This window comes from Mesorhizobium sp. C268A (genome assembly GCF_040324475.1).
GTDB lineage: Bacteria > Pseudomonadota > Alphaproteobacteria > Rhizobiales > Rhizobiaceae > Mesorhizobium.
Genome location: NZ_JAMYVX010000001.1, coordinates 2,554,544 through 2,568,349, shown reverse-complemented (window position 1 = coordinate 2,568,349; position 13,806 = coordinate 2,554,544). Strand labels below are relative to the sequence as shown.

Genomic DNA, 13,806 nt, shown 5'->3' with positions numbered 1-13,806 from the left:
CAATATGTGTTCGCTCATATTGATGATGGACTCGGCCGCTCCATGTAGCTCTTCTAGGCACACCGCACTTGGAGCACCGCCATGCCCTTGACCCGCCGGACGCTGATTGGCGTCACCCTTTCGCTCGCAATTGCGCTCGCGCCATCCGGCGCGCTCCATGCCGCATCGCCTCAACCTGCGAAGGGCGAGCACGGCATGGTCGTCACCGCCCAGCATCTGGCGTCGGAAGCCGGCGTCGAGGTGCTGAAGAAGGGCGGCAATGCCGTCGATGCGGCGGTCGCCGTCGGCTATGCGCTCGCTGTCGTCTACCCTAATGCCGGCAATATCGGCGGTGGCGGGTTCATGACCATCCGCTTCAAGGACGGCAAATCGACCTTCCTCGATTTCCGCGAGCGCGCGCCGCTGGCGGCAACCAAGACCATGTATCTCGACAAGGACGGCAATCCGGTGAAGGGCGCCAGCCTTGATGGCTACCTCGCGGTCGGCGTACCTGGTCCCGTGGCAGGGTTCGAGATGGCTCGTGAAAAATATGGCACGCTGCCACGCCAGGATTTGATGGCGCCGGCAATTGCCTATGCCAAGGATGGCTTCATCCTCGACCAGGGCGACGCTGCTTCATTCGCAAGCAATGCCGCACGGCTGGCGAAGGACCCCGCCGCCGCCGCCATCTTCCTGAAGCCGGACGGCAAACCCTATGGCGCCGGCGAGCGTCTCCTCCAGCCCGATCTTGCAGCCTCGCTCGCCGCCATCTCCGAAAAAGGCGCCGACGCCTTCTACAAAGGCGCCATCGCCGACGCCATCGTCAAGGCGAGCGGCGCCAAGGGCGGCATTCTGGCCAACTCAGACTTCGAGCAATATAAGGTACGCGAGCTGCAACCGGTGAGCTGCACCTATCGGGGCTATGAGATCACGTCCTCGCCGCCGCCAAGCTCCGGCGGCGTCATCATCTGCGAAATCCTCAACGTGCTGGAGGGCTACCCGCTGTCTTATCTCGGCGCCCGCTCGGCCGAGACGGTGCATGTCATGGTCGAGGCGATGCGCTACGCCTATGTGGACCGCAACTCGGCGCTCGGCGATCCCGATTTCGTCGACAATCCGGTCTCGAAACTGCTCGACAAGGGTTACGCCAAGGAGATCCGCGACAAGATCGACCCGTTCCGCGCCGGCGTCTCGCAGGATTTGATGCCGAAGGGCTTCGGCGAGTCGAAGGAAACGACGCACTATTCGATCATCGACGATGACGGCAATGCGGTCGCGGTCACCTATACGCTGAACGGTTCGTTCGGCGCCGGCGTGGTCGCCGACGGCACCGGCATCCTGCTCAACAACGAGATGGATGATTTCACCCAGAAGCCCGGCGTGCCCAACCTCTACGGTCTCGTCCAGGGAGAGGCGAATGCCATCCAGCCGAAGAAGACGCCGCTGTCTTCGATGAGCCCGACCATCGTCGCCAAGGACGGCAAGCCGTTCATGGTTATCGGCAGCCCCGGCGGCTCGCGCATCATCACCATCACGCTGGAAGCCATCGTCAACGTCATCGACCACGGCATGAACATCCAGGAGGCGATCGACGCATCGCGCATCCACCATCAATGGCTGCCCGACACGATCTATGTCGAACCGTTCGGCCTGTCGCCCGACACTGAAAAACTGCTGGCCGGCATGGGCTACCACCTCGATCTCGCGGATTCTACCTGGGGTCAGGCGGCCGGCATTCTTGTCGGCGGCAAGAGCCTGGCGGAAATCGAGAAGGGCGGCGGCGCCCGCTACAACGGCGCCATCGACAGCCGCGCCGCATCCGGCGAGGCGATTGGCTACTGATCAAAACAAGAGATTGATCAGAGGACGAGCGTAAGCGTCGACCCGACGAGCATCAGCGCCGCGATCACGACGAACGCCGCGTAGATGCGGGGACGGTCGAGGAGCAGCGCATTGCCCGATATCCAGGCCGCGGTTGCGCCGCCAAGCGCAAACAGGAAGCCGTTCCGGTGACCAAAGGTCATGGAAGCGGCCATCAGCCCGCCAATGATCAGCGCGCCGAAGACGATGATCACGGCAACGGCGTATTTCTCGAAGTCGTTGCCGCCGCCCATGGCCGGGCCGATCGCGTTCAAATTCGTCAGATCGTCCGGATCGAACGGGTTGGTCGATCCATATTCATCTTGACCGACAGGTTCTCGCATCATTCATTCTCCGCTGACCGGCAACAAATCATCAACATCTGCCGAGCGCAACCGGATCGCGCCGTGCCGAAGGCCGCCGATGCGGTCTTCAACACTTTCTGATGCCGACTTGCCACGGTTTTTTTGCGCCGGTTCACAAAATCTACCCTGCTTTCGGGTCCACACGCCTGAATACCTGGAAAATGAATTACCTGGAAAAATCGCTGCGCACGATGCGGTGCCGCTGCAGCTTGTCGTAGAAGGTCTTGCGCGGAATGCCGAGCGCTTCAATCGTGCGCCGGACATCGCCGTCATTGCGGCCAAGCGCCTCGCGGATGACATTGGCTTCAAAGCGTTCCAGCCGTTCCGGCAGTGAGCTGGCGTCATCCGGCTCCGCCGGGGCGGAAGGTGGCGCTTGCGCCGCTTCCTCGAGTCCCAGCACGAAACGCTCGGCGAAATGCGCGAGTTCACGCACATTGCCCGGCCAGTCGTGCTGGCTCAGATGGCGGTGCACTGAGGCAGGCACGGCTGGCATTTGCCGGCGGAAGCGGCCGGCTGCACGCTCGGCGAAGTAGAAGAACAGCAGGGCGACGTCGTCGCGGCGTTCGCGCAGCGGCGGGATCGAGATCGTCACCACATTGAGCCGGTAGTAGAGATCCTCGCGGAAGGCGCCGCGCCGGCTGGCGTCGCCGAGATCGACCTTGGCGGCGGCGACGACGCGCAGGTCGACCGGCCGGATTTCATTGGTGCCGAGCGGCGTCACCTCGCGCATTTCCAGCACCCGCAGCATCTGCACCTGGGTCGAGGCCGGCATGCTTTCGATCTCGTCGAGGAACAGCGTGCCGCCGCTCGAATGCTCGATCCGGCCGATGCGCTTCTTCTGTGCGCCGGTGAAGGCGCCGGCCTCATGGCCGAACAGCTCGCTTTCGATGACCGTGTCCGGCAGCGCGCCGCAATTCAGCGCCACGAAATTGCCCCTGGCGCGGCGGCTCCAGCGATGCAGCAGGCTCGCCACCACCTCCTTGCCGGAGCCGGTCTCGCCGGTCACCAGAACGTCGACATCGGTATCGGCGATTTGCCGCAGCGTCCGGCGCAATCGCTCCATCGCCAGCGTCTGCCCGATCAGCGGCAGGCCGTCCTGCGCCTGTTCGGCGCTTTCGCGCAAGGCGCGGTTCTCCATCACCAGCCGGCGCTTTTCCGCCGCCCGTGCCACACTTTGCGCCAGCCGGTCGGCGGCGAAAGGCTTGGTGATGAAGTCGTAGGCGCCATCCTTGATCGCCTTGACCGCAACCGCGATGTCGCCATGCCCGGTGACCAGGATTACCGGAATGTCGGCATCAAGCTGCAAGACGCGGTCGAAGAGCTGCAGGCCGTCAATGCCGGGCATGCGGATGTCGGACACCACCACGCCGGGAAAATTGGCGTCGAGCCCGGCCAGCGCCTCGTTCGCCACCGCAAAGGCCGAGACGGAAAAACCAGCGAGTTCCAGCGTCTGCCGCGTGGCCCTCCGCAATTCGCTATCGTCGTCGATCAATACGACCGGTGCGGTGTCCATCATGCTGCCCTGGCGAGGTGAATGGTAAAGCGCGTGCCGGCCTGGTCGCTCGCCACCTCGATGCGTCCGCCATAGTCGGCGACGATGTCCTGCGAGATGACGAGGCCGAGCCCGAGGCCTTTTTCCTTCGAGGTGTTGAACGGCGTGAACAATGACTTGAGGATGGCAGGCGAAATGCCCGGCCCATTGTCGGCGACGGCAAGCGCCACGCCGTCGGCCGTCTCCTGGGCCGACACCTGCACCCTGGCGCCGTCGCGCCCGTCCAGCGCTTCCAGCGCATTCTGGAACAGGTTGATCAGCACCTGTTCGAGCCGCAGCCGGTTGCCCATCACCTTGAGCGTTACCGGCGGAAGCGTGATATCGAGTGCGTCCAGCCGACCGGCAAAGCGGCTTCTGAGCAGCACCACGGCGCCCTCGATGACGCCGCGCAATTCGACCGGTTCGGCTGCCGTGCGCCCCTTGCGGGCAAAGACCTTCAACTCTTCGGTGATGCCTCCGATGCGCTCGGTCAGCGCGGCAATCGCGCCAAGGTTCTCCTCGGCCGAGGCGGTCTGCTTGCGCTCCAGGAACACACGCGCATTGTCGGCATAGGCGCGGATCGTCGCCACCGGCTGGTTGATCTCATGCGCGACCCCGGCGGCAACCTGGCCGAGGGTAGCAAGACGGTTGGCCTGCACCAATTCCTGCTGCATGACCTGCAGCTTGGCTTCGGTGCTGCGGTGATCGGTGATCTCGGCCTGCAGCCGGTCGCGCGCCAGGCTGAGGTCATGCGTACGCTCGACGACGCGGCGCTCGAGCTCGATGCGCGCTGCCTGTTCGGCAGCGATGCGCATCTGCGCCGACTGACGGCGCCACAGGAGATAGCCGGCCAGCGCCAGCAACGGCACCACGACGCCCAGCGCCAGCAGCCGCATCTCACGCACCGCAGCCGCGATCGGCGCTTCGACCGGCACGAGATAATCGAGCCGCCATGGCGTCGATTGGACCAGTGTCGAAAGCCTGAGATATTCGGCATCGCTGCCGCCCGGTGTTATCGCATGCACCATCGACACGTCAGGGCTCAATGCCTCGGGGCGTGTGATCGGCAAGGGGATCAGCGGCGCGTTGCCGAATTGCTGGCTGCTCCGGATGGCGGCAGCCACCGGGCCGGTCAGCGGCGCGGTGGTCATGAAGCGCCAGGACGGCACGCTGGTGATCAGCACGACGCCGTGGTCGTCGCTGACATAGGCCGGCCGGTTGGCCTCATGCCAGTCGGCTTCAAGCTGGTCGAATTCCATCTTAACGACGACGACGCCGAGCGGTGCCGCCGCATTGCCGACGCGACGCGAAATATAGAGGCCCGGGCGCTTGCTGATGTTGCCCAGCGCAAAATATTCGGCCGTTCTCGATTGCATGGCGCCGGAGAAATAGGCGCGGAAACCATAGTCGTTGCCGACGAAGCTGGTTGTTTCGCGCCAGTTGCTGGAGGCGATCGCAAACCCGTCGACGCCGGTGACGTAAAGCACCGAAGCCTTGGTGCCGGAGACCAGCCCTTCGAGCTTGCGGTTGAGCACGTCGATCGTGACAGCGCCCTTGTTCTGCAGGGCGTCATGCACCTGCTGGTCCTCGGACAAGAGCAGCGGCAGCGCCCGCGGGCTTTCCAGCACGGCGCGCAGCAACGCAACCTTCAGATTGGCATCGGTGCGGCCTTGCGCCGCCAGTGCCGCGACCTCGGCGCGGCGCGCGTAGAGGCCGGCGCCGGTGAGCGCCGTGGCAACGATCACCAGCGCGATCGCCGCAAACAGCAGCCAGGCGCGACGCGCGCGTTTGCCGAGTTGCTCGGGCGTCGGCGACAGGACCGCGGCAGGGCGTTGCAGCATTCCCTATTTGTGCATGATTTCGCACAAAGCACAATTCAGTCATGCGGATGTCCGCACTTGCGTTGAGCGGCAGCAGCCTCGATCGGACGAATACCCAACAAAATCAATGGCTGCGGTATGCCGCACAGTCTGGCACGGCAGTTGCAGTGACCAATACAGCAGTCGCAAGGCTGCGGAAAACAACTGCCCCGGGAGGTCGAGCTTTCGATCGGGGCGCCATGGAGGACGTCATGCAGCCAGCATTCGCTGCCGCCGAACCGCGCGGCAAGCTACCCTTTTACCGTCATCTCTACGTGCAGGTCCTGACGGCGATCGCCGCCGGCGTGCTGCTCGGTCATTTCTATCCCGAACTCGGTGCTTCGCTGAAGCCGCTCGGCGATGCCTTCATCAAGCTGGTCAAGATGGTGATCGCGCCGGTCATCTTCCTGACGGTGACCACCGGCATTGCCGGCGTCTCCGACCTGAAAAAGGTTGGCCGCGTCGCCGGCAAGGCGATGATCTATTTCCTGGTCTTTTCGACCCTGGCGCTGGTCGTCGGCATGGTCGTCTCCAACGTCGTCCAACCGGGCGCCGGCATGCACATCAATGCGGCGACGCTCGACCCCTCGAAGGTCGCCACCTTCACCGAGAAGGCGCATGACACGACCATCGTCGGCTTCCTGCTCAACATCATCCCCGACACCATCACCGGCGCCTTCGCGCAAGGCGACATTCTGCAAGTGCTGTTCTTCTCGGTGCTGTTCGGCATCTCTCTCGCTCTGGTCGGCGAGCGCGGCCGCCCGGTCGTCGATTTCCTGCAGGCGCTGACCTCGCCTATCTTCCGCCTGGTCGCCATCCTGATGAAGGCCGCCCCCATCGGCGCCTTCGGCGCCATGGCCTTCACCGTCGGCAAATACGGCATCGGCGCGATTGCCAACCTCGCCTTTCTGATCGGCACCTTCTACCTGACGTCGCTGCTCTTCGTGCTGGTCGTGCTCGGCGCTGTCGCTTGGTACAACGGCTTCTCGATCCTCGCCTTGATCCGCTACATCAAGGAAGAGCTGCTGCTGGTGCTCGGCACCTCGTCCTCGGAAGCCGCTCTTCCCGGCCTGATGGCCAAGATGGAGCGCGCCGGCTGCAACCGCTCGGTGGTCGGCCTGGTCATCCCGACCGGCTATTCCTTCAATCTCGACGGCACCAACATCTACATGACGCTGGCGGCGCTGTTCATCGCCCAGGCGACCGATACGCCGCTCACCTATGGCGACCAGATTCTGCTGCTGCTGGTTGCCATGCTGAGCTCCAAGGGTGCCGCCGGCATCACCGGCGCCGGCTTTATCACGCTGGCCGCCACGCTCTCTGTCGTGCCTACGGTACCCGTTGCCGGCATGGCGCTGATCCTAGGGGTCGACCGCTTCATGTCGGAATGCCGGGCGCTGACCAACTTCGTCGGCAATGCAGTGGCGACGATCGTTGTGGCGCGCTGGGAAGGCGAACTCGACCAGACCAAGTTCGCCGCCGCCATGGCCGGCACATTGTCCGAGGAAGCCGACCTGGCGCTGTCGGGCGATCTGCAGCCCGCTTGACCGCTCCGGGCACTGACGTTTGAGCACAAGGCCGCAGCCGATTCGGTTGCGGCCTTTCCTTTTCCGCCTGCACGTGGCTGGCGCTGGCCGGGCCCTCCCGGGTAGGGTGCGGACGTAAAACCGAAAGGCCGGCGCATGAGCAATCCGTACCCCGAAATCTACCTCGTCCGTCACGGCGAGACGGAGTGGAGCGCTTCGGGAAAACACACCGGCCGCACCGACATACCGTTGACGGCAAAGGGCGAGGCGGCAGCTCGCGGCGTGGCAGACCGGCTCAAGGATCTGTCCTTCCAGGCGGTGTGGTCGAGCCCGTCGCAGCGCGCCTTCAGCACCTGCACGCTTGCCGGCTTCGGCGCTGCTGCCGTCAAGAAGGACGACCTGCAGGAATGGGACTATGGCGCCTATGAGGGCGTTAAGACCAAGGAGATTGTTGTGCAGCGCCCCGGCTGGCAATTGTTCCGTGACGGCTGTCCCGACGGCGAGTCGGTAGCGGATGTTGGCGCCAGGGCCGACAGGATCATCGCCGGGCTGCGGGCAATCGAGGGCAATGTGCTGGTGTTTTCAAGCTCGCATTTCCTGCGCGTGCTGGCCGCGCGCTGGCTCGGTCTGCCACCCGAAGGCGGTGCGCACTTCGTACTTGATACCGCGAGCCTCAGCATCCTCGGCTATGAGCACGATCTGAGCGAGCCGGTGATACGCAGGTGGAACCAGAAGTAGGGTTTCGCGGCAAGCCTGCCTCTTAACGCGCGAGCACCGCCAATTCCTCCGATGTCAGATGCCGCGCCTTGCCCTTGGCGAGTTCGCCGAGCTGCAAACCGCCGATCGCCACCCGAACCAGCCTCAGCACCTCGATATCGAATGCCCCGAGCAGGCGGCGGATCTGGCGGTTGCGGCCCTCGTCGAGCACGATTTCCAGCCAGGCAGTGCGGCCGCCGCTGCGCAGCAGTTCGATCGAACTTGCGGTCAGCAGTTCGCCGTCGACGATCGCTCCGTCGCGAAAGCGCGCCAGCATCGCTTCGTCGGGCGCGGTGCAGATCTGGACATGATAGGTCTTGGCGACATGCGAGGCCGGATCGAGCAGGCGGTTGGCCCAGCGTGTGTCGTTGGTCATCAGCAACAGGCCTTCGCTGGCCTTGTCGAGGCGGCCGACCGGCGACACGAAAGGCAACTCCAGTTCCACCAGGCAGTCATAGACGGTGCCACGATCCTGCGGGTCATCGCGCGTGGTGACCTGTCCGCGCGGCTTATTGATCATCAGGTAGACTTTTGCCTCGCCGACGATCTGCTCGCCGTCGACAGCGATGCGGTCGCGGCCGAGATCGACGCGCAGCGACGGATCGCGCACCACCTTGCCGCCAACCCGCACGCGCCCTTCGGCTATCAGCAGCTCGGCCTGCTTGCGCGAACACAGGCCGAGTTTGGAAAGCGCCCGGTTCAGGCTGACGCCTGCCTTGGCGGCCTGGTGTCGGGCGATGTCTGGTGGCCGTGCCATGTCCTGCTTGCCATCCCAATGATCGGCATCGACAAATGCCACGCCCCGCATTGGCTTCGCAACCTGCCGCGGCATCAACATCACGGGTCGCGGGAGCGGGGCTGTTCTCAAATACGATGTGTCAGGGGGTCGGGCTCAACAGCCCGCCATGGAACGCTGCCCCGCGACGGACGTTGTTGCCGACGAGCGATTTGTCGCGAAAGGCACCGCCATGAAGAAAATCTACCAAAAGCCGACGCTCGTGAAGCGAGGCAGGCTCACCAGCCTGACGGCTCAGATCGTCGCTTCTGGGGTCATTCTGGGGGAATGATCCCCCAGATAAGGGAAGGGATAAATCGATGAGCGAGCGCGGCGTTGATTTCCTGCAGGGCTGGATCCACGAGCACCTGCCGGGCGAACTGCCTGCCGACAAGGCAACGGCTCGAACCCTAACCACGCGAGCTGCCCTGGATGCTCGGCATTTAGGCCTTGAGGTCAGCGAGATCGAAGAGGATCTCGGTCCGCTGGAACGGGTGATTTTCGAGGCGCTGGATCAGCCCGATATCTGAGCCCCGACATCTGAGCCCCCGATATGAGGCCATTGCAGGCGATATTGGCCCATCGCCATCTTGGCGGGGGGCTTTTCCGTGATGGCATCCGTGGGTGCGCAGCCCTAGGCAGCCCGCGCAGCTGACGCTCCCCGTGCCGGCGGCAATTCGAACACAGTGGCGCCGTTCTCTCGGCCGCGTTCGACATAACCGATGACACGGAACCATTTGCCGACGTCGGCCCGCTGCAGCCAGCTGCGCGAGTGGATGGGAAGGTTGCCGGCCAGCGCCTGAATGTGGCGGATGTGGCGCCTGCAGAAGCGGACCGTCGCGGCGCTGAAGAAACCCTCCTGCGCGGCAAACAGCGTGTCGGCGGCGTCGCTGTTCTCGTGCCAGGCGACGATCGCCACCTTGTCGCCCTCGACCAGCGCGTGCGCTCGGCCTTCCTTCAAATTCATCATCAGATTGTCGTAGGCGACCTTGCTGTCCTTGCCGGCGGCCACATACTCGTCCGACATCCGCGTGGACAAATCCCGGAAAACACTTTCGAGGTCGCCGATCGTAGCTGCGCGTGCTCGCATTTCTCCTCCTGCAGCCCCGGCAGGCAGTTTGCCCCAGGGAGAGGGGATCACCAAGCAAATCAAATCCGTCATTTGGCCGATGCGCGCAAAGTGATTTCATTGGGCGGCAAATGTTGGACGCCGCCATCTCCTATCGCGGCAAGCCTGTCATTCGCGTTGCGCCGGTTTTCGTATTTGCTTGACATTGGGCTGATGGAGGCGTGGGTTGCGCCGGGCGTTTGGCCTTGGGGCATATTTCAATGAAAAAAGTATACGAAAAGCCGGTCCTGCACCGGAAGGGCAAACTTGCGGCGCATGTTGCTTCGCCTACGTCAGGTGGCGGCGGAACCATTGACGTTCCGCCATCCACTGACGAGACTTGATATAGAGCTCCACTGAGCGCGAGACTTGCTAATCAACAGAAAGCCCGCTGGCTCAGGCCGGCGGGCTTCTTTCGGCTTGTGTGCGTCAAGTTCTGCAAAATGGGGCGGCCATGATGCTGGTCATGCGGCTTGGCGCAGAGCGAGCTTCTTGTGCTCGCGCAGGTCGTCCATATTGATGTATCGGTTGGCCTCCATCCAGTTTTCATTGGTCTCGACGGCCAAGGCCCTGACCAGGCGCAGGCAGCTTTCGGTGTTGGGGAAGATGCGCACGACATAGGTGCGCCGGCGGATTTCCTCGTTGAGCCGCTCCAGCATGTTGGTGGATTTGAGATGCTTGTGGTGCTGTCTCGGCAGCCTGAAGAAGGTCAGGGTTCAGGCCGAGCGGCTCTCGCGATTGGCCATCTCCACGGCCAGGATCTGGCGCCTTCCGTCCCAGTCGATACCGACCGCGATCAGCACCGCCTGGCTCATGACAACACCGGCTTCACGCACCTTCTCGTAGCGCGCATCGAGGATGAGGTAAGGAAACGGCTCTTGAAGGGGGCGCCTGGCAAAGGCAGCGAGGCTCTCGTCCAGCCGCTTGTTGGTGGCCGAGATCGACGAGGCCGAGAAGGCATGGCCGCACAGTTCTTCCGTGATCGCCTTCACCTTGCGGGTCGACACGCCCTGGACATACATCTCCGCCAGTGTCGCCACCAAGGCCCGCTCGGAACGCTGGTAGCGCTCGAACAGCTCGGTGGAGAAGCGCCCGGCCCGGTCCTGCGGAACCCGCAGCTCGAGCTTGCCGACCCGCGTCACAAGGGTACGGCCGTAATAGCCCGAGCGATAGCCAAGCCGTTCGGGCGTGCGCTCGCTCTTCGAGGCACCCAGCGCCTCGTCCATCTCGGCCTCAAGCACCTCCTGCATCACCGCACGGAGCACTTCGTGCAATCCATCCGGGTTCGAAAGCAAAATGTCTTTGACGGCAGCGCTGGCGGTCTTAACTTCAGTCTTGGTCATGGTGGCGTTCCTTCGCGGGAATCAGGTGACGTGAACAATCACCAGCCTGCCATGACCGCCCCCTCTCAGCGAATTTGCAGAACTCTCAGCACACTACCTTCTTTCGTTTCTGGAACCATTTCAGTGCATGCCGAATTGACTCGCGATCGCGTTCGGGAGGCGAAGCATGCAAGACCAGCATTTCGATGAGCCGGTTCGGGTGGCGCTCGGCAGGTCCAGAAACACGATCTACAAGGTGGAGCGCGTGGCGCAGGCCGCCGACATCCTGATGAACCGCTGGCCCGCGAAGACGGGCCGCTATCACGTCGCCGCCCGCAAAGCCTGCCTCGGCGTTCTCGAAGGCCTGAAAGAGCCGCACTATGCCCGCGCTGCGTGAGGTAAACTGGCGGCCCGGTCCGGAGCCTTGCATGTGCAACGATTATGAGCAGCATATTCTCTGGGCGGAATATTGCCGGATGCTGGAGTCGCTGGCACTCGAGATCCCGACCCATCAGACCGAACTTGACCTGCCGCGGGTTGATAACATCTACATCAACGATCCAGCCCCGATCATGCGCGCCGCCGACGACACCGGCGTTGTTGAACTGACGTCGATGACGTTCGGATTTCCGCCGGCCGGCCCGAAAGGCGGACCAGTGTTCAACTTCCGCTCCGAAGGCCGGCAATTCGCCGGCAGCAAACGCTGCCTCGTGCCGGCATCCGCCTTCTTCGAGTTCACGGGCACGAAGTATCCGAAGGCCAAGCATCGCTTCACGCTCAACGGCTCGCCGTTCATGGCCATCGCGGGGCTTTGGCGTGAAGCTGCCGGCAACAAGCCGCCAACCTTCACCATGCTGACGACCGAGCCCGGACCGGATATTGCGCCCTATCACAGTCGGCAGGTCGTGGTGCTTCGGCCCGGCGATTGGGCGGCTTGGCTCAGTCTGACGAAGCCGGAAGCCGAACTGCTGCAGCCGCTTCCAGCCGGCTCGCTGGGCGTGGAGACCGTGCGCCCCGAAAGTTCATAATTCAGCTGCGCAGGCTTGCCGGCGCAGTCGGCGGGCCGAGATCAAGCATTTGTGTCTTCAGTGCCCTTCCCGAGAGATGGGTGACAGTTCATTCCGGAGACATGGGTTACACTTTCGGCCCTTTGCAAGGAGAGCAAGGTGCCTTGGAAGGAGTGTAACGTCATGGAAGAGCGGCTGAAGTTCATTGCCCGGCTGCTGGACGGCGAGAAGATGGCGGTGCTTTGCCGTGAGTTCGATATCTCGCGCAAGACCGGCTACAAGATCCTCACACGCTACAATGACAGTGGCCTTGAGGGGCTGACGGATCGATCACGCCGACCCTACCGCCACGCCAATCAGCTTCCGTTTCAAATCGAGAAGCTGATTGTGCGCCTCAAGCAAGACAAGCCGACCTGGGGTGCGCCAAAGATACGCGAACGGTTGGCCCGGCTGTATCCTGACGTTCACCGGCCTGCGATCTCGACGGTGCATGCGGTTCTCGACCGCCATGGCCTGGTCGAGCGCCGCAAGCGAAGGCGCAACAACAGGGCGATGGGAACACCACTTTCAAACGGCTATCGGCCCAACGATCTGTGGTGTGCCGACTACAAAGGCGAGTTCATGCTCGCCGATCGGCGCTATTGCTATCCGCTGACGATCACCGACTTCGCCAGCCGCTATCTCATCGCCTGCGAGGCGTTGTCGACTACCAAGGAAGCCTATGCCTTCACGGTGTTCGAGAGCGTTTTCAAAGAGTTCGGCCTGCCCAGCGCCATCAGGACCGACAATGGCGTTCCCTTTGCCAGCCCAAACGCGCTGTTCAATCTCAGCAAACTGTCGGTCTGGTGGCTGCGCCTGGGCATCGACATCGAGCGCATCCAGCCGGGCTGTCCGCAGCAGAACGGGCGCCATGAGCGCATGCATCTGACTCTCAAGAAGGAAACCACCAAACCGGCTGGCGCCAATTTCCTGCAGCAGCAGGCCAGGTTCGATGACTTCATCAATGAGTTCAACTCAGAACGCCCACATCAGGCGCTCGACATGGCCTGTCCAGCCGAGCGCTACACGCCGTCACCGCGCATCTATGCCGGCCTGCCGGATCTCGATTATCCGTTTCACGACAAGGCCGTCACCGTCACCACCTGCGGCCGCATCTGCTACAATCGCAAGAAGATCAACCTCAGCCTCGTCTTTGCCGGCCAGACCGTCGGCATCAAACAGGTCGAGGACCATATCTGGCTGGCTTCCTTCATGGATTATGATTTGGGCTACTTCGATGATGAGACATGCAGGCTCGAACCACTCCAAAACCCCTTCGGGCCAAAAGTGTTACCCATGTCTCCGATATAAACCGTAACCTATGTGTCCGGAATGGACCCCCTAGGGAGATGGTGCCCAGAGGCGGAATTCAAGTGAAGAAAATCCCGTTTTGGTTTCAGATACCTAGGGGAATGTTAGCCGCATCTGCTACCAACATAAATACCAACAAAATATTCCTGTGGATTGGTTCGGTTCCTGCTATTTCTCTCAATGCCTTGCACCTGCACCTTGTCTCTTCCGGTTTAGTCTACATCCTTCTTGGTCATACCTCATCATGCGGGGTCGAGTGAAGACCACGGCTGGCCAAGACGACTTAATCAGAACGGATGGCCATTGCGCTCAATATCGGGATCGCTTTAGGCGGTTTCTGAAAGCCGACATCGTGCGAAGAACAGGTG

At 62.7% G+C, this 13,806-nt stretch carries 13 protein-coding genes and 1 pseudogene; 8 read left to right on the top strand and 6 right to left on the bottom strand.

Annotated features, from left to right (window positions below):
- Nucleotides 1-81: 81 nt before the first annotated feature.
- Entirely contained in the window at nt 82-1,821 is a 1,740-nt protein-coding gene (gene ggt / locus NKL06_RS12470; protein WP_023692508.1) for a gamma-glutamyltransferase, read from the top strand.
- Nucleotides 1,822-1,838: 17 nt separating this feature from the next.
- On the opposite strand, the gene NKL06_RS12465 is transcribed toward ggt, so the two are convergent.
- The 3 genes from NKL06_RS12465 to NKL06_RS12455 form a co-directional block, all read right to left on the bottom strand.
- Nucleotides 1,839-2,186: a hypothetical protein gene (locus NKL06_RS12465; protein WP_032885862.1), complete on the bottom strand. Its 348-nt coding sequence runs from the start codon at nt 2,184-2,186 to the stop codon at nt 1,839-1,841.
- A gap of 184 nt (nt 2,187-2,370) precedes the next feature.
- Entirely contained in the window at nt 2,371-3,720 is a 1,350-nt protein-coding gene (locus NKL06_RS12460) for a sigma-54-dependent transcriptional regulator (RefSeq protein ID WP_023692506.1), read from the bottom strand.
- Complete coding sequence (locus NKL06_RS12455; RefSeq protein ID WP_023692505.1) at nt 3,717-5,576, bottom strand: sensor histidine kinase; 1,860 nt, start codon at nt 5,574-5,576, stop codon at nt 3,717-3,719. Before NKL06_RS12455 ends, NKL06_RS12460 begins: the two co-directional genes overlap by 4 nt.
- A 230-nt stretch (nt 5,577-5,806) precedes the next feature.
- On the opposite strand from NKL06_RS12455, the gene NKL06_RS12450 reads away from it, so the two are divergent.
- Both NKL06_RS12450 and NKL06_RS12445 read left to right on the top strand, forming a co-directional pair.
- On the top strand, nt 5,807-7,141 hold the full coding sequence (locus NKL06_RS12450) for a dicarboxylate/amino acid:cation symporter (RefSeq protein ID WP_023681916.1): 1,335 nt from the start codon (nt 5,807-5,809) through the stop codon (nt 7,139-7,141).
- 135 nt (nt 7,142-7,276) lie between these two features.
- A complete protein-coding gene (locus NKL06_RS12445; protein WP_023669670.1) occupies nt 7,277-7,858 on the top strand; it encodes a histidine phosphatase family protein in 582 nt (193 codons plus the stop codon).
- A gap of 22 nt (nt 7,859-7,880) precedes the next feature.
- Here NKL06_RS12445 and NKL06_RS12440 read toward each other — a convergent pair whose 3' ends face one another.
- On the bottom strand, nt 7,881-8,633 hold the full coding sequence (locus NKL06_RS12440) for a pseudouridine synthase (RefSeq protein WP_023692504.1): 753 nt from the start codon (nt 8,631-8,633) through the stop codon (nt 7,881-7,883).
- A gap of 148 nt (nt 8,634-8,781) precedes the next feature.
- Between NKL06_RS12440 and NKL06_RS12435 the strand changes: the two genes are divergently transcribed.
- Entirely contained in the window at nt 8,782-8,943 is a 162-nt protein-coding gene (locus tag NKL06_RS12435; protein ID WP_023669672.1) for a hypothetical protein, read from the top strand.
- Between the two features lie 28 nt (nt 8,944-8,971).
- The gene (locus tag NKL06_RS12430; RefSeq protein ID WP_023669673.1) at nt 8,972-9,181 is read left to right on the top strand and encodes a DUF768 domain-containing protein; all 210 of its coding nucleotides are present in this window, start codon (nt 8,972-8,974) and stop codon (nt 9,179-9,181) included.
- Nucleotides 9,182-9,285: 104 nt separating this feature from the next.
- Here NKL06_RS12430 and NKL06_RS12425 read toward each other — a convergent pair whose 3' ends face one another.
- A complete protein-coding gene (locus NKL06_RS12425; RefSeq protein WP_023692503.1) occupies nt 9,286-9,741 on the bottom strand; it encodes a hypothetical protein in 456 nt (151 codons plus the stop codon).
- Nucleotides 9,742-10,223: 482 nt separating this feature from the next.
- Nucleotides 10,224-11,102, bottom strand: a pseudogene (locus NKL06_RS12420) (IS256 family transposase).
- Nucleotides 11,103-11,268: 166 nt separating this feature from the next.
- On the opposite strand from NKL06_RS12420, the gene NKL06_RS12415 reads away from it, so the two are divergent.
- The 3 genes from NKL06_RS12415 (at nt 11,269) to NKL06_RS12405 (ending at nt 13,438) form a co-directional block, all read left to right on the top strand.
- Entirely contained in the window at nt 11,269-11,478 is a 210-nt protein-coding gene (locus tag NKL06_RS12415; protein WP_023695080.1) for a DUF982 domain-containing protein, read from the top strand.
- Nucleotides 11,479-11,509: 31 nt separating this feature from the next.
- Nucleotides 11,510-12,109: an SOS response-associated peptidase gene (locus NKL06_RS12410; protein WP_023808480.1), complete on the top strand. Its 600-nt coding sequence runs from the start codon at nt 11,510-11,512 to the stop codon at nt 12,107-12,109.
- 138 nt (nt 12,110-12,247) lie between these two features.
- Nucleotides 12,248-13,438 (top strand): helix-turn-helix domain-containing protein, encoded by a 1,191-nt coding sequence (locus NKL06_RS12405; protein ID WP_502903744.1) that lies wholly within the window; start codon nt 12,248-12,250, stop codon nt 13,436-13,438.
- Nucleotides 13,439-13,806: the final 368 nt, after the last annotated feature.